14 protein-coding genes are annotated in these 22793 nt (G+C 41.3%); all 14 read right to left on the bottom strand.

Features of this window, described 5'->3' with window-relative positions; translation table 11 throughout:
* Positions 1 to 3: 3 nt before the first annotated feature.
* The 14 genes from OW255_RS05935 to OW255_RS05870 all read right to left on the bottom strand — a co-directional run bounded on the left by OW255_RS05935 (position 4) and on the right by OW255_RS05870 (position 22791).
* Entirely contained in the window at positions 4 to 7299 is a 7296-nt protein-coding gene (locus OW255_RS05935; protein WP_268115967.1) for an RHS repeat-associated core domain-containing protein, read from the bottom strand.
* 259 nt (positions 7300 to 7558) lie between these two features.
* A complete protein-coding gene (locus OW255_RS05930; RefSeq protein ID WP_268115966.1) occupies positions 7559 to 8143 on the bottom strand; it encodes a hypothetical protein in 585 nt (194 codons plus the stop codon).
* Between the two features lie 254 nt (positions 8144 to 8397).
* Positions 8398 to 9447 (bottom strand): hypothetical protein, encoded by a 1050-nt coding sequence (locus OW255_RS05925; RefSeq protein WP_268115965.1) that lies wholly within the window; start codon positions 9445 to 9447, stop codon positions 8398 to 8400.
* A 515-nt stretch (positions 9448 to 9962) separates the two neighbouring features.
* Positions 9963 to 11123: a hypothetical protein gene (locus OW255_RS05920; protein ID WP_268115964.1), complete on the bottom strand. Its 1161-nt coding sequence runs from the start codon at positions 11121 to 11123 to the stop codon at positions 9963 to 9965.
* On the bottom strand, positions 11095 to 12534 hold the full coding sequence (locus OW255_RS05915) for a DUF4280 domain-containing protein (protein WP_268115962.1): 1440 nt from the start codon (positions 12532 to 12534) through the stop codon (positions 11095 to 11097). Before OW255_RS05915 ends, OW255_RS05920 begins: the two co-directional genes overlap by 29 nt.
* Positions 12522 to 13055: a hypothetical protein gene (locus OW255_RS05910; RefSeq protein WP_024836822.1), complete on the bottom strand. Its 534-nt coding sequence runs from the start codon at positions 13053 to 13055 to the stop codon at positions 12522 to 12524. Before OW255_RS05910 ends, OW255_RS05915 begins: the two co-directional genes overlap by 13 nt.
* Positions 13052 to 14023, bottom strand: a complete 972-nt coding sequence (locus OW255_RS05905; RefSeq protein WP_024836823.1) for a pentapeptide repeat-containing protein — start codon at positions 14021 to 14023, stop codon at positions 13052 to 13054. The genes OW255_RS05910 and OW255_RS05905 overlap by 4 nt, the downstream gene beginning before the upstream one ends.
* A gap of 10 nt (positions 14024 to 14033) precedes the next feature.
* A complete protein-coding gene (locus tag OW255_RS05900; protein WP_268115960.1) occupies positions 14034 to 15437 on the bottom strand; it encodes a contractile injection system protein, VgrG/Pvc8 family in 1404 nt (467 codons plus the stop codon).
* A gap of 11 nt (positions 15438 to 15448) precedes the next feature.
* Positions 15449 to 16897, bottom strand: coding sequence for a phage baseplate assembly protein V (locus OW255_RS05895; protein WP_268115958.1), 1449 nt, complete (start codon positions 16895 to 16897; stop codon positions 15449 to 15451).
* Complete coding sequence (locus OW255_RS05890; RefSeq protein WP_268115956.1) at positions 16863 to 17525, bottom strand: hypothetical protein; 663 nt, start codon at positions 17523 to 17525, stop codon at positions 16863 to 16865. The genes OW255_RS05895 and OW255_RS05890 overlap by 35 nt, the downstream gene beginning before the upstream one ends.
* Positions 17526 to 17538: 13 nt before the next feature.
* Positions 17539 to 18315, bottom strand: a complete 777-nt coding sequence (locus OW255_RS05885; RefSeq protein WP_024836827.1) for a hypothetical protein — start codon at positions 18313 to 18315, stop codon at positions 17539 to 17541.
* A gap of 14 nt (positions 18316 to 18329) precedes the next feature.
* Entirely contained in the window at positions 18330 to 19025 is a 696-nt protein-coding gene (locus OW255_RS05880) for a hypothetical protein (protein WP_268115955.1), read from the bottom strand.
* On the bottom strand, positions 19022 to 20311 hold the full coding sequence (locus OW255_RS05875) for a hypothetical protein (protein WP_024836829.1): 1290 nt from the start codon (positions 20309 to 20311) through the stop codon (positions 19022 to 19024). The genes OW255_RS05880 and OW255_RS05875 overlap by 4 nt, the downstream gene beginning before the upstream one ends.
* Before the next feature lie 5 nt (positions 20312 to 20316).
* The gene (locus OW255_RS05870) at positions 20317 to 22791 is read right to left on the bottom strand and encodes an acetate and sugar kinases/Hsc70/actin family protein (RefSeq protein WP_024836830.1); all 2475 of its coding nucleotides are present in this window, start codon (positions 22789 to 22791) and stop codon (positions 20317 to 20319) included.
* Positions 22792 to 22793 lie beyond the last annotated feature (2 nt).

Genomic DNA, 22793 nt, shown 5'->3' with positions numbered 1-22793 from the left:
TCCTTATGGACACTTTTCTGATTTTGGTTTATCATTATGCCCTTCTATACTACTTTCTATTTCTTTTCTTGAATAGGTGAGTGATTCTAAATTTCCGCTTGCAATTTTATCTGCATTGTTCCTATTTAGTTTGTCTATCATTTTATAATTATTTTCTAAATCCTGCATGACAACATCTTTTGATACCCCTGCTTTTATCTGTTGTTGTGCCCCTAATACCAATCGTTCCTGTAACGTTCCTGATGTCGAACCATTTTCTCTATTATAGGAATTTTGCTGATTGGTGATTAAGGTATGAGGGAGATTTTTCACACCATTAGCATTAGTTTCCAATGTTATTGTTGGTGCTAAATCAGGATTATATCCATAGGCACTTAGATTACTAGATGCCCATTTTTGCTGCAGTCCATGATGCGATTGTAGTGTGCCAGAAAAATCATCAGGGCTAGTGTAACCATATTTTATCGCAGTATCATGGTCATGATTCAGTACATACCTATTGCCATTAGAATCTGTTTTTAGGGCACTTAAAACATCATTTAATGAATAAGCAAATCCACTTGGGTCACAATAAATCATCGGATTATTATGACAGTAGGCATAGAGATTCAATCCGTCCCCCCGGTACACATCTTCTTGCATGAACCTTCCAACCACTGGATTATAATACCTGGCTCTTAAATAATACTGTCCTGTTACCTCGTCATACTGCTGTCCTGTATAAAAAATCCTACTATGAATTTTTTCATTATTACTCCGGATTCCTCCAAATGCATCATATTGATAGCTGTTCTTTATCCTCTGTCCTAAATCTGATATATAAGCAGTACTATTCTGCTCGTCCAGATGATATGAATGGTATCCTTCATTTACATAATTCCAACCAGCCGCGACTCCGTATCCCAACAAATAACGGTTCGTCACAGTTTCATCCTGATCGGATTCTGTCAGAAGTTCTCCGTTGAAGTACGATAACCTAGATACCCGACCATTCTCAATTACACCGGCTCTCAAATATTCCGCATCATAGTGATTTTCCTGAACTTGTCCATCTTTTTTTAAAACAGCAGTCTGCTGATTAAACGCATTATAATTGTACTCCGTCTTTCCCTCAGAACTAATTTCTTCCAGGTTATTCCCTTGCTGATCATAATGCCAGGTTATTTTTTCTGCGCCATGCTGCCTGTTTATCAGTTGGTTCTTCCTATTATAATTATACACCTCTTTTCCTGTTATATCCAGTTTTTCCAATCGATTTCCACATCTGTCATAGATATAACGAATGGGTTCGTCATGATATCGTTCTTCCAACAGGCGGTTCATACTGTCATATTGATAACAAGCCCTCTGCTCCCTCAGGTTTTCTTCTCCTGGCAGAATGCATTTCCCTGACTTTAAAGTCCGGTTTCCATTCAAATCATACTCATAGCAAAAATCAGAGATAAGAGATCCATCCTCTTTTTTCAAAGTCAGTCTTACGATATTGTTATCTGTATCATATTCATAGATAGTATGCATACCGTTTCCATGATGGATTTCCTTTAGTTTTCCTCCCGGAGTGTGACAGTAGCGGACTATTTCAGTCCCATTCTTATCACAAATGCTCTCTAATTGTCCCAGTCTGTCATATCCATATATTACCGTATGACCAGATACATCTGTTAAAGTCTCTAAGTTTCCGTCTTTATAATAAGTACAGGATACAAGCAGCCGTCCCGAAGATGATTTCTTCATCAGTTTTCCATCCGGACGATATTCATATGTATAGCAGAAACCTCCTGCTACAGCCTTTTTCTTATTTCCAATTTCATCATATTCCCAGGAACGGATTACTTCATTCCCTCCGTTACAGTCACAGGCGCGTTCCATTACCGGATTCCCATCTATGTTATAGACAGTCTTTACTCGGTTTCCGTTCCGGTCCACATGAAGTATCATACGCCCTTCCCTGTCATACCGGAAGGTCTCGCTGTTTCCATCTTGATCAATGATTTCACAGACCTTTCCCTGGCTATTATACCGGTAAGTGATAACACCTCCATTGGCATCTGTGGTGCTAGTCACAAGGCCCATGCTGTTATAGGTATAACTTTCGTTCCCACCATCTGCGTTTTGTACGCTTCGAATTCGGCCCCAGCTGTCTGTGTCCATGTCTGTATAGTTCTGGTTGCCGTCTACAATTCCAGTCATTCGGCCATTGGAATCATAACGGTAAGATTGTGCAGCTTTTCCCTCTTTCCTGCTTCTGGAGGTGTACACCTCTGTTTCTAGTCCATGGATTCCATACTGGTAAGTAAGTTCATTCCCATCTGCAGTTCTTTTTTGGTATATATGGCCGTCTGTGTGATACTGGTTCTGCTCCAGTATTGTTCCAGCTCCATTTGTTTTTAAAATAATGTTTCCGTATAAATCATAGGAATATTGGAAACTGTTTTCTTTTTCTGCCTCTTGTTCTCCTTTAACCAGGTTCTCTTTTTCCAAACGGTCATTCAAATCATACTCATAACGGAAAACCGGACCTAGACAGTCTTTTACATGGGTGATTCGATTCTTCAAATCGTATTGATAATCTAGTTTCCAAACTTCACTTCCCTTTCCCTGTTTGACAATCTTTGTGATATTTCCTGCATAATCATAAGAAACTTGCACGGTACGGTCAACGCCATTTTGCTTGTCCAGAGTTCGTTCTAAACTCAAACGATCACAGGAATCATACTCCCGGAAAATTTCATATCCTTCCGGCGTCTGTATTCGGGTCCGGTTGCCATTTTCATCATAATAATATCTTGTTATCGCTGCTTTTGCTTCTCCTTTCATTGCAGGCAAACCGCTGTCAAGTTCTTCTTTTTTCTCTATCAACCTTCCAGCTTTGTCATAATTGTAATGAATTACCTGACTGATCTCATCAGATATTGTTTTTTCCTCATAAATCCTTTTTCCCTGAACATCATAGCGATACTGAATTACTGCTCCTAAGCCATCCTCTACGCGTATCAGACGATCCCTTTTGTCATACGAAAACTTCAGATGGAGCCCGTTTCCTCCTTCTTCCCTTATCTGCCCGTCCAAACTCCAATATCCACCAAAACGTTGTTCGCTTATTTTGTTACCATTGGCATCATAGGTATAGGCAGCTCTTTGGTAAAGTATTTCCTGGTCTTTTTCCTTAAATGGACGGTATACTTCGCAAAGTTGGCCTTTTAAGTCATAGGTATACCAAGTCGTACGACCTAAAGCATCTTTTTTTCTGGTTGGATTTCCTAGCAAATCATAGGTATATTCTGCCTGTTGGCTTCCGTCAGGACCTATTACCCGTTCCAGGTGCCCTCCGTCATCATAAGTATACTGCCAGCCTTCTCCATCATCCTTTATGGCATTGTATGATTCGGGCATAACGTGTTTAATCCGGTTTCCATTGGCATCGTAAAAGATTCGTTCGCAGCCTCCGTCTGGATGATGAATCCGGATTTGGTTTCCATCACTGTCATAATCATAGACAATTCCTTCTCCGTTTTCCATATCGTTTGCATAAGAATTTGGATGTATCCTTTTTAAGATATTTCCCTCTCCGTCCAGTATCTGTCTCTCGTGACTGCCATCCGGCCTAATTGTATCTATGCGGCGATCTAGAAAATCGTATTGGTATGTATATTCTCCTTCTTGCTGTTTCCATGCTTTTGGGGGATACATGGCTAAAAGTCTTCCCATTCCATCATACAAATAGCGGGATTCATTCCCTTCTCCATCTCGCACCATTGTTCTGTGATTTCTGGCATTATATCCATATTCAAGGCGGCTGCAAACGTCCTCTTCTGCCATCATTCGCCCCATGGCATCGTATTCAAAATGGACCTCCTCCCCGTCCGGGTAGGTAATCACTGATGGTTTACCCTCATACTCATTATAATGATATCTCGTTGTCTTTCCTAAGGGATCTGTCTCTTCTATAAGCCTTCCTTTTCTGTCATAAAGGTAGATTGTAGAGAACCATTCATCTGGAGAAGAAACTTTTTCCTTTTCTTTTATCAAGTTGTGATTATCATCATATTCATAAATAAATCTCCGGCCTGCATTGTCTTTCTTCTCTATTAAATCTCCAGTTTCACTATATTGATAGATCGTAGTCAGCCAATTCTTCTGCTTCTCTTCTGTGATAAGCCCGTTACAGTCATAGGACCAGTACGTTTCATGCCCCAGTCGATTTTTCTTACAGATACGGTAGCCCGTCTCACTGTATTTGTAGGATTCATAAGTCCCGTCTTCATAATAAACGGAAAGAATCTGCATTTCCTTCCCATACTGGTAAGTAACGTTTTTATTACCAACACTGCTAAACACATGAACTTTCCGATCTTCGTCCATGTATTCTGCCTGATAAATATCTCCGTTCGCAAGGGTCTGATGGACCATTCTTCCATTTGCATCATACCGGTTTTCCAGATATGCTACCTTTGCCTGATCTACCGCCTTTGTCAGATATCCATTTGCATCGTACTCGTAATGGGTTATCCCCTGATCCATATGAACCACATCAGACAACCGCCCATCCTCATACCGGTACTGCATAGTTCTTCCAAGTGTATCTGTTAACTGAATGAGACGTCCTTCTCTCATGGTAACGTTAATTTCATAGTTAAGAGCCGTTGTGATTTTTTCTAAATTTTCGCCGTGATATGTAAATGACATGGCCTGACCGTTTTTGTCTGTTATGGACATTAATAGACCGTTGGAGGCATAGCGATAAGTCTTGTGCTTCTTTTTATCCCTTACCAGCCATTCCTCGTGATCATTTACCAATTCAAACCAGCCGCACCCATTGGTTACATTTAACGCCTTCTCTCCATCCCACTGGAAGATGAGATGATGACCACTGTCTAGTATCACATGGCGTTTGCTTCCATCCTGGTAGAGCTTCCCTTCGTAAGCAAAGGACCAGCCCACGCCCATGATTCCTTCCCGTTTAACCGTAGAATTATATCTTCGCTCCAGCCGGATTGACTCCTGGATATCAGGAATTATATAATCCGAAGCTGTAATCAGAAACGCACCAGAAACTGCATCTACAGGTTCACCAAACAACTGGCCAAGGCCGCTGGATATAAAGTTCTCCTTTAACGATCCGAGAACGTCTACCTTTCTTCCCGGCAAAGCTGCATCCACTGTCACATCTACTGCCGTTCCATATACCGTCTGGACTCCGGCACCAATTATCTTTTTCCCAACTTTCGTTTTGGCAAAATTCTGAGCCTTACCCATAATGGCATTGCCTGTACCACCCTTAAACAAACCAAGAGCTGCATTAAAGGCCATGTTCTTCACATCTACCCTGCCACTTATCTGATATTCCTTAATACCACCAAATATCAAAGAACCACCCATTTGAGATACCACATTGGCTACCTGGGATTTGGGACACATGAATTTGGTGAATTTTCCAAACTTGGCGGCCTTTGTAAGGGCCTTTCCGCTTACCACATCAAATACAATATCCGTTATGGTAGAGGCAAAATTATAGGCATCCTCATTCCCTCCAAATATGGTATCCCGTATGAAATTGGAAGGCCGCGAGGCATCCAGGGAATTGACCTTACTGTAGCCATCCAGTCCTTCCGCCACGTCTGCAACTGCAAAGGCTGCTTTTACTCCTGCTGCCACAAGAAGTGGAGCCGTTGCGCCGCCAGTGCAAATGGTTAAGGCAGTAAGACCGACTACCGTAGCAATGCTTAAAACTCCGTTTAAGAATTTCTGCTTACTCTTTTGCTTGTTCTCAATCAGAGTATTGGTCAAGGCGGCATTCTGGGCATCCCGATCAGCGGCATCTGTCTTTGTCAGCTCCGCTGTTATTTCTGCTGCCGATGGAACTGCCTGGGGATGGGAATCTGCCTTATGACTAATAAGAGTTGATTTTACATCAGTTTTATCTTCCAGGGTAATGATATCATCACCGCTGTCACCTACCTGTAAGACCACCTTATTTTCGCCGGATATCATCAGATTTTTAACCGGAATTTCTCCTCCGGCCATCATGCCCTTCTGGGTTCTGATATTAATGTCCTTTCCGGTCAATGACATAAATCCGGCCTTATTTAAGCTTAGAAGTATGCTGCCGCTGGAATCAGGGGCATAGCTTAAATAGTCCTTTGTCATATCCATGGCACTTCCGCTTGGATCTGAAAATTGTTTGTTATCTGGATTTTTGCTTCCCCCGCCTCCTGCACTGTCTCCAGAGCCGCTTCCAATGGCATGAACTGCGACAGCACTTTGCTCATCATGCTCTGGAAAATAAATATGTACCCGGCTTCCTTCCACTGGCATACAGTAAAAGCTGCTGCTTTCTATGGCATATGTAAAATATTTAAGCTGAGCTGCCGGCTCATAAACCGGATCAATGTCAAAATGCACCCGGACTCGGTTTCCGCTACGTTCTTTCACAGTCGCAGGAATACTCATGCCGTAAATCCGTGGATTCTTTTCTTTTTCCCGTTTCAGTCCTTCTCTACGGGAGAGAGTATACTCATAGACCAGTTCTCCTTTTAAGGTATACAGCTCCATTCCGATTACAATGGCAGATACTTTGTTAAAAGCTACCGTTTCCCCCACCTGGAGAAATTTTCTGATCCTGATGCACCACTGGGACGCTTCCTGAGACAACACACCATCAGGTCTTAATACCTTTGTGTAATGAGCCATGTTTTTACTGAGAACATAATCTTCTTTTTGCAGCTCTGTCCCAATTTGTATATCAGGGATTCCAAAATAGACTTTTCCGCAGTCGCTCTTGGCATCTACCATTAAATAGGTGTTAAAATGGCTGGCCAGTCTGCGAAGAAAGACCCAATCACTTTCTTCATACTGCAAAAGTAATTCAGGTATGACTCCATCACACCCAGCTTCTGCTTTAATATCAAATGTTCCGTAGTCTTTAAGAACCTTTCCTGCAACCGCCATGTAGGTCATGCTGCCGTCTAAAAAGCTTCTGCTTTTTTCCTTCCGGTCCCAGTCTTTTGTATAGGAATATGCCTCCAGATATAGAAACGATAATCCCTGCTCTACTCTCGTATAGACAGTCTCAATCTTTCCCTGAAATACTGTCTGCCCTCCGGAAGTCTCTTTTTCCCTGACTACGACCGGAACAACCGAAGCCATATTTACGAATTGCTCAGCCATTTCATCACTAACCAGCATTTTCATTGTCAGAAATACATGGTCGTTTAATGTTTGTGTAAGCCGAAATGTCTCTACCTGTATGATACCTTCCAGAGAGAGCTCTATTTCCAATTCCTTATAAGCCAATATCATATCTCATTCCCCCTTTTTCATGAGGTAACCGTTCATTTGTATTTACTATTTGTTCATACTTTTCATCTTTTGCAAGTCCTTTATGAAATACCTTGAAGTTAAATGAATATCTCAGGCAACTTTCGATATAAGTAAGCAGGGCATTTTACTGTTCATACAAAAAATGTTTTTACACTTATCCGTATATCAAAATACATCAAATATAATTTATATCATTCCCTCTATTCTGCTCCGAAAGGAAATAGAAGGAAGTATATTACTATTGCTTAACCAAACCATTTCTTCTCAAATATTCTTTATCTATTCCTTCTTTCATCTGTACTGCTGCAAGGTAAAGCTCCTTTAGTTCTTCTTTTGATACGATTTTCTTCACGTCCAGATCTGCTTGCAGGTAATCTCCCGCATCAGGTTTCATGTCATAAAAATCGGGAAGATAATAGCTTACTGTAGTGCCATATCCTCCATCATAATCCGTTGAAACCCGGGCAGTTTTTTTGACCATATCTATATTGCTAATCTTCACATCCACTAGATATTTCTTAGAATAATACTTCCATAAAATCTTAGTATTAATTTCTAATAATTCAGGTCCATATATAGCCTCAGTATTAGAATTAAATTTAATCTTTAAGCACTCTTTTTCATCGTAAGTTACCACTTTAGCAGCTACATGGATATCTTCTAAATACTCCGCATAATTTTCAATATTTTTCAAGACATCTTGTATTCCACAGTTTTCATTGATAACATTAGCCTTTTTTATAAAAGATTGATTGATGAAGGGAAATGTTGCTAAAAGTAATACCGTTAATAATAAAAAATAAATAATTGTTTTTTTCATCATAGTCTCATAATTTAACTTGGGAATTAATACACAACGCATTATTTCCAATATCTTTATCTGTAAATGAAACAGTAGGAACTTTTACAATTCGCCTGTCCTTCACTTCCGGCAATAAGCCTACACCAATTAAAAAAACTGGATAATAGCTCTCATTTCCGTAATAATGGTGATAACCTGGATATAAGTTCCCAAAGGCAAATCTACGCTCACCTAATACCTCCCGGCAGCAAAACATGCTCCAGACCATCATCTCTTTATTCTGGAATCAAAATACAGCGTATGATGTTGATTTCACTCCCCTTATTCTGCTCCGAAAAAGAAATAGTAGGTAATCCATTAAATTTCTGATAGCTATACTTATTGTTGTAATCCGATATTTTTACAAATCTTTCTTTATGTTTCAAATAAGAATCTAATTCTAATTGTTTCCAGCCTAATAGTTTAGCCTGCTTTTCATTTCCAGCCACAATACCACACCAGTTCCAATCCCCCGGATTATACGATTCATTTCCGTGATATCCTGTAAAAGAAAGGTCCGTAATATTTTTGAATACCTCATTTTTTATCTGATATTTTCCTGTAGGAATATCCACACCAATCTTATACATACCAGGAGGATAAACTAGCTTCCCTTCTCCCTTTCCTTTCCCTTCATAATCGATTGGATTTATATCAGGTTTCTTGTCTAAAGCAATCAGTATACAGTCATCCAGGTTAACAGCTCTCTCATTGTCTAAAGTGATATATCCAAAACGACTAACGCTAACTAATTGTTTATCCTTATCATCATAAACTCCAGCTCCACCGGTCTGGATATCCATGGACAAAATGAAATACTCACCTTTTGGTATCTCTTCACCTAGTTTATAGGCTCCCTCTCCATAAAAATTCTTTTTGATATCTTGTTCATATGCATTATCATTATCAGGTATTATTTCTGTTTGGTCATTAATCTTAATTACATCCCCTTTATTCAAAAAGGCATAATTCATAAATTTAAAAATATAATAATCTTGATCAGATATATCCTTTTTACTGCTACGTATAATTGTTAAATTAGGTGATGATAAATCCTTTTCTGCTCTAAGATTTTTACATAGATAAAGTCCTTCTGGTATATCAGTTCCTGCAGTATATTCGCCCTCACTGATCCATTCTCCACTTATTGAATTTATTTTTTTGATTTTTGCTGCCATTTCTACATCGTTTTCCTGCTGATAATTCCAATATCCTTTAATCTGCGTCTCTAATTCTCTAATATCGAAACTATCGTAATTTTCGTATCCATCAGGTTTTTCCAACACATAACGAAAATGTTCCTCCGGTGATATTGTTTTATTTAGTACCTTGGTTGTTATTATAAGTCCACTAATTATAGATAGAATTAAGATAAGTAATAGAATAAATAATAACCTTTTAACTGTAACTTTGTGTATCGATTCATTTGTATAATGTCTATAGATAATGAGCACCATATCCTTTCTTCTATATAGCGTGGGCTAACACATATAATGATAATATCTAGCTTTTATCTGATTCATAATTCCTTGATACCTGGGCAGTCTTTTAGGCCATATCTATATTTCTAATCTTTACACCCACTGGAAATTCCCTATATTATTACTTCCATAAGACCTTAGTATTTATTTCTAATAATTCAGGTCCATATAGAGACTAAGTGCTATTATCAAATTTGATTTTTAACACTCTACGTAATTATAAATATTTATCATAATATCCAGTATGCAACAGTTTTCATTGACAACATTAGCTTTTTAAAATAAAGATTGATTAATGAATGGAAATGTAGCATAATCTCTTAATTGAACTCGGGAATTAATACACAACGCATTATGTCGACATTATTTCCAGTGTCTTTTTCTGAAAACGTAACGGTAGGAAGTCCTTCAAACTCTTTGTAACTAATTTCACCTTTTGAATCAGTTACTTTGAGATATCTTGTTTTACTTTTCTGATACGAATCCATTTCTAATTCTGACCAGCCGAGCCGATCTGCCTGAGCTTTACTTCCAGCAATAAGCCCACACCAATTATGATATCCTGGATAATAGTCAACATTTTCATGGTTACCCTCATAAGTCAAATCAGATATGTCTTTAAAAATCTCATTTTTAATTTTATAAGTTCCCAAGGGCAAATCTACCCCCACCTTATACATCCCTGCTGCAAAGACCATATCTCCTTTTACCTCAGATTCATTCTGGTACTTAATCGGTCGAATTGCTGGTTTTTTATTCAACGGTATTAAAATGCAATTTTGTAAATTTACAGCTAAATCATTTTCAATACTCACGTATCCAAAACGACTAATTAACCCCAACGTCTGATCTTTCTCGTTTTTTGCTATAGCAGTACCAACTGATATTTCCATAGAAAGCATGAAATATTCGCCTTTTGGTATTTCTTCGCCCACGATATACGAGCCTTCATAGTATACGCCATCTTTACTTTCAGCTGAAAAATCCATTAAATCCAATGGTGCTATTACTGTTTCTCTTTCAACTGAAATCACATCTCCCTTTTTCAATAGAAAATATGACATAGAATCCAGCCAAAAATCTTTGTATTCTCCTTTTTCGTCTCCTTGTGTTCTAATTGAAATATGCGCATTTGAAGTAGAATCTTTACCTTTACATATATAAAGTCCCTCTTGAACTTCATTACCAACTACATATTCTCCAGTACCTATCCACTGCACATTGCTATTATCAATAATAGATTTTTTTTCTAACTTTTGGCTTTCGTTTTCATTATAATAACTCCAATATCCTTCTACTTGCTCTCCTAATTCTCTGACATCGTAGCCCGCAAAAGTATCATATCCATTACCTTTATCATCAGAATGACTAAACCTCTCCTGAGGTAATTCGTTTCCAGAACACCCGACTAATAAAAGTACACTTAAAAAGCACATTAAGTTTATTAAAATCTTACCTTTTATTGTTTTTACGATGAGCATTAATTCCCTCCTGTATCATTTCTGCATCTGATTGAGTACCATCATTAATATTGTCACCATAATTACCAGTCAAAACACTTTCCAGATACTTCACAGCTACTTGTTTTAATGTAGTATTTCCCTTTTTTTTAGAAACCTTCATAATATCAGAAAGTAACTGAGCTGCCCCTGCTCCATATTTTAAAACTTCACTATCAGCTGGGGTTGTAAAGTACTCATCTCCTACATACCCGTACAACCAATTTCCGGCATAATCTATTTCAAAGCTTTCTCCCGTTTCCTTAGGCCACGGTGCTGCCCAAATAGAAATGCCAGAAGAAATTGTTGTTCCTGGATATCTGAATCCTCTGGATTTAAGATCAATGGGATTATCGGTATATACCATATTAAAAAAATTTACCAAATCATTTTTATGCTTTGTAACAGCTTCCATAGAATTTAATTCTTCTCCCATCTCTGAAAGCTCATCCATTATATTAGTACCTTTGAACTCATTAATAATTTTCTCCATTTCCTCGGGCGGGATTTGTTTACCTTTATACTGATCTCTCTTTTCCTTATAATATGTAAACTGCTTTTGATACTTTTCATATATCCTATTCTCATATTGTGTAATAATTAAATCCATTTCTCTCAAATCATTATTCTGAAACAATCCAGCTTTTGATTTCACCGAATCTTTTGGAATTACAGAAAGTGCCATCTGTATATTCCCCTTTATCTCCTCATCCCAGTTTAACAATTTATGAATTCGACTATTAACCTTAGCATCCATATTTTCCAAAGCAAGTGCTATTCCAGCTTTCCCTAATTTTGCAATCCCTAACCCCAAGCCCGTTGCAGTCGCCATCAGTTGTTCAGCCATACTATTATTCTCGGATGTATCCTGCTTTTTCTCTGACTCTCCACTCCCAGCCTCCGGCTGCCCGGCCTCTGTGATCTGTATCTCTCCCCCATACATGCAATAGAGCTTCGCTCCCCCCATCAAAGGGCGTTCTGTTTCGGTCTCTACCCCTTCCTGGCCGTGATCCCATTCCTGGGCTATGATGCGGGGCGTGCAGACGCCTACCACCTGAGGGGTTTCACTGTCTTTCGGCTCCTCTTTCTTCTTTTTTTTCTTGCCGCCTGTAAAAAAGTTCATGACCTTGTCGGTAAATGTTTCAGGGCAGGCTTCGTCCACTGCCTTTTGAACCTTTTCAGCTTCTTCCTTGGTGCTTGGATTTTCCATGCTATAACAGCCGCCAAAGCAGATGACGTTAGTATCTCCCTCACAGTCTTTGATGGTCATCTGAGCCTGGCCTCTTAAAAAGACTCCATGGGTTTCAGGCAGTACCACCACGCTTGGCCGCATGCCCATGGTGCAGAGAGAACAGGCTCCGTGAACAACAAAGGTATCATTTAATTCTGCCATGCTCCTACCTCCACTTCTTTAAAGATGATCCCCATGACATTTCTCCGAAGAAGGCTTTCTGCCACCTCAAGACTGATGAGTGGATTGGGGAAACGCTTGTCATTTAACAGAAACACTTTGTGATCTCCGATCTTCTCTGGATCAAGTACCAGCCGTTTTATGCTTCCATTGGTATAAAATTCGGTTTCCTCTGCAAATGCATCCAGCCGCTCTAAAAGGAGATGATGGTAAACCCAGATGGTCTCCCGTTCTTTATGGGCAATGGTAACCGTCTTAAAGACCATGTCATCCTCATAGACATCAAATACCTTTTTCACCTGATCCGATACCAAATAGACCGGGCTCTGTATGAAATCAGGAGCCGCCTCTCCGCTGTCCTTTGTGAGATACATCATGGTAGATTCCTGAATGTCGTCTCTATCCTCTTTATAAAAAATATGCCTTGGACCATTGATATCAAAATCCCGGAAACGTATCTGGTCCTGCAAAGCTTTATCTTGTTCTATGGTAAAAAATCTCATGCATTTGCCCTCCTGTCGATGAGGATGGTCTGAAGCTGTTCCGGCTCTATATGTAAGAAAGGGATATCCTTTTCCAGAAAAATGGAGTTTGATAAGTCTGCTCCGGAAAAATTATTGTCCTCCCACCGGCAGTCCACGAAATCGGCCTGGCGGATTACAGCATTTTGAAAGCTGCACCCTTTCAAAGTACAGTTTTTAAACCGGGTTCCGGAAAGATTGGCATAATCAAAGGAAATTTGCGTTAATGTACAATTTTCAAACTGATTGAACAGAAATAATCTTTCACTGGAGTCTGAGTCCGCCACTTCCATCTCATACCAGTATTTGGAAATTAACACATCCTCCTGTTCCTTGGATTGGCGAAGGGCTCGTTCCCAGTCCTTTTGCGTCTTTTTCTCCCTGTCCACAAAGGCAATTAAGTCACTGGAATCCCGGTACTCTCCCCAGTAGATTCCCCAGGTGTCCAGCTTTGGAATCTCTATAAAGTCCTGATTTTCTTCTATATCCCTGAATAAGAAACGAAGCTCTGCTGCCAGAATCCGGTTCCATTCAATGGCGTTATCCTGCAATATATTCTCGATATCATAGCGGTTGACCTTCCCCATATATTTTCCCGCATCTAACATAAGCCGTCCCTTCATTTCTTCTGTTATAGAGAAAAGAAATTCCAGAGAAAATGTGGTCTTAGCCGGCTCCGTATCCAGATACCATCTGGCATCCATAGCATTTAGAAGGAAACGGTATGTTCCGTTTAGTGAATCTATGCGTAACAGGGAAACATGAAAGAACATGATTTTCTCCTTGTCAAGCCTTAGCACCTCCTCCTTAAGCTCACCAAATGCTTCCCGTATTACTTTGGCAAGCTCCTCGGAATTTTCCATAATCCCTCTATAAAATTCAAGCTTCTTCTCTTCCAGATACTCTTTTTCTTGCTCCTGGAATCGTTTCAGCGCTTCCTGTCTTGTCATACATATCCTCCTAATTAACCTTTACTTCCGTCCCCTGAATATAAAGCTTTCCGTCTGTCGGCATCTTAACTGCACCGCCCTTTACACAGGTGACCACTGCATTTTCAAGTGCCTCAAAGGATATGGCTTCTTCCGCAGTCAGCTCTAGGTTATTCGCAGCCTCGATCTGAATGGTACCCTTGGCACTTAAGGTGACATCTCCTCCATTGCCGATTTTCACACTGGCAGCTCCCTTGCTGCTGGAGAGATAGATTCCGTCTGCGGCCAGCTTCATCTCCTGGCCGTGAGGATTGCCTAAATACTTGGTCGACGGGCTTCCCATACGGTCCGGGACACCCCCGCTTTTTCCATCATAGGAGCTGACTGCACTGACCGCAATCACATCCCGGGTATGCTTGGATGGGAAATAGATCCTCACATTATCCCCCTTCTCCGGCATATAGTACCAACCGCTGCCGTCAGGAGATGCCGATAAGGTGGAAAATGGAAACCAATACACATCCTTTCCTCCGTTATCTATATCCAGATGTATTTTTACCTTGGTCCCTGAGATCTCAAGGACCTTGCCATTCAGTGCTACACCAATAATGTGCATGGGGTATCTGGATCTTTTTAGGATTCCTTCCTTCTTTTGAAGCTCCAGGCGGCAACGGATTTCCCCCCGTTCCAATTCATAGAAAAGCCGCCTGATCACAAAGGTCTTTCCTTCTACGGTCACTTGTTCAAACATTTCAGGTACATGGTCTGTCTCCACTTCCAGAATAAGAAAGTCATTGTCGCCAACTGCTGCTCCTTCCGAGCTCCAGTAGGCGTATTCTCCCATTTCCTTTCGGTATCCGGTTCTTTGATACGCCCATTTCCCCCAAGGAATATCAGGAATTCCACCATAGAGACTTAAGTTTTCTGATACCGTACGGCATACTAAGACTCCATGGAGCATGGACAGCATCCTTTTTAGAAACTGCCAGTCCGTTTCTTCATATTGAATCGCGATCTCACCCAAAGGCTGATCTGGCAGGGACAGCTTCAGCTCACTTTTAGGGTACTCGGCTAAGACGGCTTTAAACAGCTGGTCATAAGTCATTGCTACATCCTGAAATGAACGGGATTTCTTTTTCTGGTCCAGGAGAATGCTTCGGCTCTTTGCCTCGGCCTCGATATTAATATTACCGCCCTCTTCCGTTATACTGACACTGGTAAGGATTCCGGAAAATAGTGTCCTTCCTTCTTTTACAGACACGGTAATGGAATCTTGTTCGGTAAAGTCATAAAGGGCATTTTCCCCTTTTTCAGATGATATGCTACCGCTTATTTTCAGGCTTCCGTGCTCTCCAGGTACGCAGTTTAAGGTGAGTCCGTTTAAATGTTCCACCGGAATTCCCTTGATAACGATCTGTTCCGCAGTAAATGCCATAAAAACACCTCCTAATTTTCGTAAATCTCATCTCCATGAAAGTCTACTGCCCCTTTTTTTAACTCTATATCCGCTCCAGATTGACAAGCGACCCTGACGGAAGTCTGGGACTTAATGGTCAGATCTTTTTTAGCCGTGATATTCAAGTTTTCTGCTGCCAAAATTTGAATGTCCTTTAAGGCGTTTAATACCACCTCTCCCGATTTCTTTAACAGGATACTGCCATGTCCATCTCCTGCGGCTATGAAGACACCTTCCTCTGTCATCTTTACCTGGTTTCCCTGGGCAGTCTGGATATTACGGTGGTCTGGATTTGCCATGGTATCTGAGGGGTTTCCTGGCTCCGGCTTATGGCCTTTCCCATGTGTCACCACGTAGGCCTCTTTTTCATCTGCAACCGGAAAATAAACCCGTATGCTGTCTCCTTTTTCCGGCATACAGTACCAGCCGCTTCCATCAGAGGAAGCAGCCACTGTGGAAAATGGAAACCAGTATTTTTCTCCGCTCCCAGCAGCTATCGCCATGTTAACCTGTACCTGATTCCTTTTTACAGCAGCTATGGTTCCCTCCAGGGATACACCCGTGATTCTTCCGTTGTAATAGGAAAGAAGTTTAAGGCTCTCTCTCTGGCGCAGGCAGTATCGGTTCAGTAAAAGACCTTCCTTAAGAGTCCGCTTAGCCGATTCCACAAACCAGGAACTGCCCTTGTAGGTGATCTGGCTGCCAATGGCTGCAATGTCATAGGAAGTCAATTCGTAAACTGCATTTTGAGAGCGGGTCAGGTTTTGACATCCATTTTCCTTCATTGCCTCAAGATAGATAAAATCCTGAGACAGGGAAAAGGGAAGTTTATTCCAGTCCCTGCTTTCAGGCTTTGGAGAAAGCCCGGCTTCAAATCGAATATCCGGAAATGCAGGGTCTGGGTATAGGTGTTCCTGATACTTTGATAAAAAACGTTTTAAAAACTCCCAATCCGTCTCCTCATACTGAACCACAAGCTGCCCGATGGGGATATTCGGAATATGGACTGCATGGTCGGAGCCTGAATAAGTACTCATGACAAGACGTACCAGTTCATGAACTCCCATCTGTGGGTTTTGAAAGATTCGTTTTTTTCGTTCCACGTCCATTTGACAGGTTCCATCAAGTGCCTTTATCCGTACGACCAGCTCATCTCCATCCCGGTCCATGGCTATGTCCTTTAATACACCATAAAACAGCACCTTGTCCTCATTGTCTTTTTTATAGACCAGGGATATGGTATCCTCAATCTCATGAAATGCGTTTTCACTGGTGTCACTGTTTAAGACTGCCTCTACAAAAAGACTGGCATGCTCTCCCGGCGCCTCCTTAATCTCAATGCTACGAAAATAAGCGATTCCTATGGCCCCTAAATATAGGTCCTTGTAGGTAATCGCTCCATTGTCATTTTCCTGTTTTATCCCCGTTTTCTTCTCCAAAAAGACCGCCCCCTTCTCCGTCTGTAAACCACTGGTCAAGTGCCATCACCATTGCTTCCAAAATGATTCCGTAGGTATCCTTATCTTCTTTCAGGCAATTATAATTTCCTGAAATCGTCTGTTCCTTTCCTTTTTTCCGAAATATGATATTGTAAAGCCAGCCTTCCCCGGTGGGTACCTCAAAGCAAAGGTATTCCAGGGCTTTCAGCTGTTGTTTTTTCCCCACCTTGGCATGAAGACCGCTGGATGCCATGCCATTTACAAGCTGATTCTCCCATTTTTGAAAGGGAACCGGCTTTACCTGTTTCTTCGGCCAGGAGAGAATCTGGCTGACTTGTCTGTTATGGTTGACATAAATCACTCCCTCCTCTTCCTCTTTGGAAGCCTCATAGAAGTTTTTAAATACCATCATGGGAATGTTCTGATTGGTATAGACACGTGGTTCGAATTCCAGATGCTCTTCGTTTGGAAGGCGCAGCTCACCCATTAAAACGCCTTGTAAGGCATCTTCCAGCTCCAGCTTTTCCTCCTGGTTCTCCTCCTGGCTTCTCTTAGAAGCCTCCCGTTCCTCTTTTTCCTTTTGCCTTCTGGCTCGCTCCATAAGTGCTATTTTTTCGTCAAGATACATGGTAATCCTCCTTTTATAAAAGCATCATGCCTCGTTTTCCTTGATTCCCCTGCGTTCTTTTTATCTCTCCGCTTCTTCTGGTTCTTAAAACCTCCAGGAGCCCATTGTATATATCCAGATTGCTTTTTCCTGAGTAATCCTCTTCTAGCTTTGCAAATAAGTATTCCAGGATAAACTCGGATGCCACCAGCCCATGACTGGACAAAGCCGTGGCAGAAAAGCTGATATCAAAAGGGTCTGTAGAACCACTTCTTAAAATTTCCCTGGAAAATTGCCTGATCATGCAAGGATTTAAGGTGGTTCCACCGGGAGCCCCATAAGGCTGATTTATGATGTTTATTGTATCAAATCCCGTGGAATAATCCTGAAAGTTTTCGTGGCTGTCACGAAGTCTTGCTCCCTCCTGAAGGCGGAATCTGCACAGCTCCATCTCGCAGGAGGGATCCGGTTTCTTATCTTCTAAAAAGATTCTAGTGTTTGCAGTAATTCTCCCTGCCTCCCTGATTTCCGCCATGAACTGGACCTTTAAAAAACGGACCTTATCCTCTGCTTTACATTCCATGACAAAGGGCTGCTCCATGAAATAAAGATTTTTCTTCCATAAAATCATTCCGGAATCAATGGTGAGCCTATGGTTATCCCAGGTAATCCCACAGCCGCTGATGACTCCGTCGCCGTACTCCTTTAATGACAGCTCCAGAAAATTCTTTGGATAATCTCTCAGCTTATCAAGCATCTCTACCCTTAGCAGCCGCTTTTTTTCAAATTGGGGATAATCGTATTGAAACATTCCCTTTTCCTCCGTCAGCACAAAATAATTTCATCCATGGACATGGTCTCTTCCATGCCCATGATTCCAAAGTGATACTCATAATATATTTCTACGTGATATGGAATCTCCACAAACATCTTAATTAAAAATCTCATTTTATCTTCCAGAACTTTGTCCTTTTTCCTGCCGATATAAACCAGTAGTTCAAAGGAATTCTGATTGCTTAGATACACAATGTTATTTGGAATCAGAGTTTCCATCATGTCCTTGAAAATATCCAGAGAACTTCCGGTCTCATACTGCTTTAACAGTCCGCTCAGTATAAACTCTCTTTCATCCCGGCTGAATAAAGCTATGGCTTCCCTGGCATCTGATCCAAATGCATCTCCCATAAAATCCTCGTACAAAAGCTTTTTATAATATTCTTCTCTTGTCATCCCGGACAGAGCATCGTTTTGTGCCAGCATGTGAAAGATCAGATGAAAGAGATTTTCCCGAAGCTTTGGAAACTCCTCCAGATCCGGTCGGAAAAAATCTTTAAAAATATGATAAAACCGATAATATGGATTAATTTCTACCACGACATTTTCTTCTATAGATTCCTGGTTTAAATACGGCATGGCCAGTTCCATATAGGCGCTGAATTCATCTGGCATCTGGTAACGTATGGAATGCTCCGGTAAACCCTGCTCTCTCAGCTTTAGCATCACTTCCCATAAATAGTTCATACAAGCTTTCCTCCGCATTCATATTCCGGGTATAATTCCTGTACCTCTGAGGTGACAAAGCTCGCCAGATCTCTTAGGAGCCACCGCTCCTTTCCCCTTGGCTTAAAATAGATTAAAAGTCTTTTCTTTCCCTTCCGGTCTCTGATCTCATCTTCCATGAAAAAGTTCATGGGATAAGTTTCCTGCTGTTCCCCATTCTCTTCTTCCAGCACGCAATCCTGATATTCTATGTACTCTTCAAGGCCAAATCCACGGATAAACCGCTCAAGCTCTCCCTTTGTCTTTACCATCTGCCCTGTTTTTCCCTGGAACCGTTCGGCAAATCCGTCTTTTCTCAAATTCTCCATAACCGGATACGTATAGCGGTCGATTCTGTGATCCGTGCCTCCGCGAATCATATAAACATCCCACTTTTTGGCATTGGCTACCTTACCAGTGACAAGAAGCTTTTCCCCACTCTGTCTTACACTGCGGATTCCTGCCTTTTCTTCCACCAGATAGGCATGACCGCTGCCATAGTCCCGAATGGAAATCACGTGCTCATAATTTTCATGATCCCTGCAGGCCACTGGAAAGCCAACGCTTTCCAGTTTAAGATGCCAAACGTTCCAGATTGGAATCATATCGTAATGGACAAATCGGTTGTATTCCCCAAAATCTCCGCCAAAATTAGTGACTGGCTCATCATCAGCTGCCTCATCTGGGATTGCAGTGATACATATATCCGCCATTTTAAACAGATAAGGGGCATTTAGTGTTTTCCAGGGAATCCCATTCTTCATAAACAGATGGTATAAGTGCTCCAGTTTGTCTAGGTAACGTTTGCTTGGCTCCAGATGGATCTCTACGGGGTACTCTTTTCCTGCTTTTAAGATTCCCGTAAAGCCTTCCTGGTTTTTAAATACCTCTCTCACTTCCAGAGCGTCACATTGGAGAAATACGGTTGCCACCCGAAATTTCCCCTCCTCTTTGAGTTTCTTTCTCACATCCGCAATTTCATAAACAGGGGTTTCCATATCTTCGGCCCACATAGGTGACATTAAGTGGTGGGACTGGTCAAGATATGACCGTTCCATAAGACCTGTGCGGATTAAGTAGCGGTTGATATCATATACCAGGTCATTCATGACCCGTTCTTCCAGCATTTGATACATTCGGATATTGGTCTCATATAGCTCCAAGAATACTCCCTCCATCAGATTTTTAAAGGTAATCCTCTCCTTTAGATCACCAATGGACTGAATTTCCTCCCGGATCATTGCCTTCATCTCTTCGATCTGGTCCATTAAAGCTATTTCCTCCCGTCAAAAAAGTTCTCTTCCCAGGTATCATCCTCAAAATCAAAGAAGGTTTCTTTCCCCTTATAAAGTACTTCATTTTCCCGAAGAACCGGCAGTACCAGAAAGCCCCAGCGTTTCCTGGATACCCATACAAAGAATTTCATCTCTCCTTCTAAGATGGTATCCGTCTCTTCCTGAATGACGCTTCCTGCATACTCTCTGTCAATCTCTTCCTGGGTGGTTCTTGTAAATTCTTCGGTATTGTATACAAAATAATAGGCTTTTAAGCGTTTTCCTTTTTCATCGCTTAAGTAAAGATCCAGCTGTTTTCCTACCATAAACCTGGAGATACAACCAATGTGGTCTTCCTCATCCAGACTGCGGATGAGGATTTTCTCCTGGTTCTCGTGGGTATAGGCCATAATCTCATAAGGAAGGGCCCTTACCTGATAATCCTGATTCACCTTCATATAGCCACGTTTGCAATCCATAAAGTAGGCCAGTGCCCCCTCGAGACAGCACATCTTCAGTGCTGCATCGTCTCCTTCCCTTTTTGTGCTCTGGATCAGCTTACCTGGAACGTACTGCTTTAAGGCCTCTGTAAACAGCTTTGATTTACAGGATTGTCCGGTCAGCTTTAGCATTTCGTATTCCTGAAGCTCTCCCTGTTCAAACTTCTGATCCAGAAAGCGCTCCATTACATGATAAATATCCGGCTGGAGCACGGATTCAATTTCATTTAAATAAAGGGGAAAGCAAATATCCTGATCCATATGAGCGAGTCCTGATCCCTCTCGGATGGATAGCTTCCATTTATCTAAAAACATCTCATGATTTAGATGGTTTTTATCAGAATTAATTAATAGCTCGTACTGAAATTTCGCCTGAAAGAAGGACTTTTTTACTTCCTCCGCAAGCTGAAACAGATAATAATAATTATTTTTCACCCGAAAATACTCATCTCTGCTCTTTTCCTCATACTCTTTAAAACGAGTGGGCAAAATGGATTCCGCCCTTTCATAAGAGTCCTTTACTCCTTCAAAGCCTTCTCCATCAAAAAGCAGCTCGCTTCGTTCCTCAGATGCATAGGATAGAGCCCTGGCAATCTTAATTTTCAGCATCTGCAGAATGCGGAAGGTTAAGTTATTGCCTCCAAAATTAGTGTCCCCATTTTCATAACGGGTCTCTAAGTTAATGGTGTAGGAAATCCGGCTGTTATCAATCAGGAACCTTCCTGAGGTAAGGTCCGTGGTGCCGCCTCCGCAGTCGATGATCAGTGCCTGATACCAGCGGCCTCTTTCATACTGATTGTTCCGGATCATTCCATGAATGGTATTAAAGAGGACTGCCATACCTTCATCAAGCTCACAATTTACACTGTATTCGGGAAGCAGCTCTTTAAACAGTTCCTGGAATTTCTCTTTCTGGCGGATGGGAGCTAAAAACTGAATGTTCTGAAACCGGCACTTAAACTGCTGCTTTGCAAGGTCCATTAAATATTCTAAATAAGCTCTCAGCATATCTCTTCTTGGAATCTGATACTTGAAGCCGCTCTTTAAAATGACCCCCTCCAGCCGGTCAGGGTCACTGACCCACCGCTTTATATCGAAAAATACAGGAACATCTTCATCCTGGTAATTCTGCTTTTCCAGAGTCAAAGCATCATATCCGAATAAAAATCCATGACTGCCTTCTTCTTTTTCCTCCACACCGATGACACTTGGAATAATATTGCCGTTTCCGGCCTTTGCAATCTTTGTGGTTCCATCTGGAAGGCAGATTCCCATGGTAGTATTGGAGCTTCCAAAGTCAATGACAAGCGGAAGGTCTGTGTCTGTGACTTCTCTCACTTCAATATTTAGAAGGGGAATTCGAATGGCTTCCATGCGGCCAGGAATATTTTTTAGGCTTCCCTGGTAACAGTCGTAAAGAAATTCGGAATCTCTCTCATTTGGAAAATAAAGAACGGAATACTGGTGCTTTGATAAGGATTTTACAGGCATATTGACTCCCTGAAACAAATTCCAGGTACCTTCTATTTCCTTTAGATAGAAACAGGTATAGACCTGAAGATTTTCATCCACTAACAGGAGGTTTCCCTCGTACAGCTCTATATCAGATTTCACCTTATACTGATCCAGCTCATTTAACCCGGTTCCCTCATATAAAATAATAGTACCAGGTATGATGACCTCCGAGCTGGAGCTGATTTCTATGTAATTCTGGTCAAAATAATCCTGCAGGCGCGAAATTCCGCCTTCCAGGTTTTCTTCTATATGCCGATAATCCTTCTGTCCCCGAAACCGCATGATCAGACGCAAAAGACCTTCCCGGTCCATGGAATTTCCCGATGGCATAACCAGCTTTTCCATCCGGCATATCTCCCTTAACTGAAACGTCGTCATCTTTTCCAGTTTGCTTTTTTTATAGGTACCCTTTTCCGGCTCCGTCTTTCCCGGATGTAAGGTATAGGTATATCGGCTCATGT

Origin of the sequence: Lacrimispora xylanolytica, assembly GCF_026723765.1 — a bacterium.
Lineage (GTDB): Bacteria > Bacillota > Clostridia > Lachnospirales > Lachnospiraceae > Lacrimispora > Lacrimispora xylanolytica.
This window is presented reverse-complemented; position numbering and strand designations above follow the sequence as displayed.

Coding starts and splice junctions, on each gene's coding strand:
- OW255_RS05935 (WP_268115967.1), bottom strand. CDS start 7,299: ATGATATTGGCTTATAAGGAATTGGAAATAGAGCTCTCTCTGGAAGGT.
- OW255_RS05930 (WP_268115966.1), bottom strand. CDS start 8,143: ATGATGAAAAAAACAATTATTTATTTTTTATTATTAACGGTATTACTT.
- OW255_RS05920 (WP_268115964.1), bottom strand. CDS start 11,123: ATGCTCATCGTAAAAACAATAAAAGGTAAGATTTTAATAAACTTAATG.
- OW255_RS05915 (WP_268115962.1), bottom strand. CDS start 12,534: ATGGCAGAATTAAATGATACCTTTGTTGTTCACGGAGCCTGTTCTCTC.
- OW255_RS05910 (WP_024836822.1), bottom strand. CDS start 13,055: ATGAGATTTTTTACCATAGAACAAGATAAAGCTTTGCAGGACCAGATA.
- OW255_RS05905 (WP_024836823.1), bottom strand. CDS start 14,023: ATGACAAGACAGGAAGCGCTGAAACGATTCCAGGAGCAAGAAAAAGAG.
- OW255_RS05900 (WP_268115960.1), bottom strand. CDS start 15,437: ATGGCATTTACTGCGGAACAGATCGTTATCAAGGGAATTCCGGTGGAA.
- OW255_RS05890 (WP_268115956.1), bottom strand. CDS start 17,525: ATGTATCTTGACGAAAAAATAGCACTTATGGAGCGAGCCAGAAGGCAA.
- OW255_RS05885 (WP_024836827.1), bottom strand. CDS start 18,315: ATGTTTCAATACGATTATCCCCAATTTGAAAAAAAGCGGCTGCTAAGG.
- OW255_RS05880 (WP_268115955.1), bottom strand. CDS start 19,025: ATGAACTATTTATGGGAAGTGATGCTAAAGCTGAGAGAGCAGGGTTTA.
- OW255_RS05875 (WP_024836829.1), bottom strand. CDS start 20,311: ATGGACCAGATCGAAGAGATGAAGGCAATGATCCGGGAGGAAATTCAG.
- OW255_RS05870 (WP_024836830.1), bottom strand. CDS start 22,791: ATGAGCCGATATACCTATACCTTACATCCGGGAAAGACGGAGCCGGAA.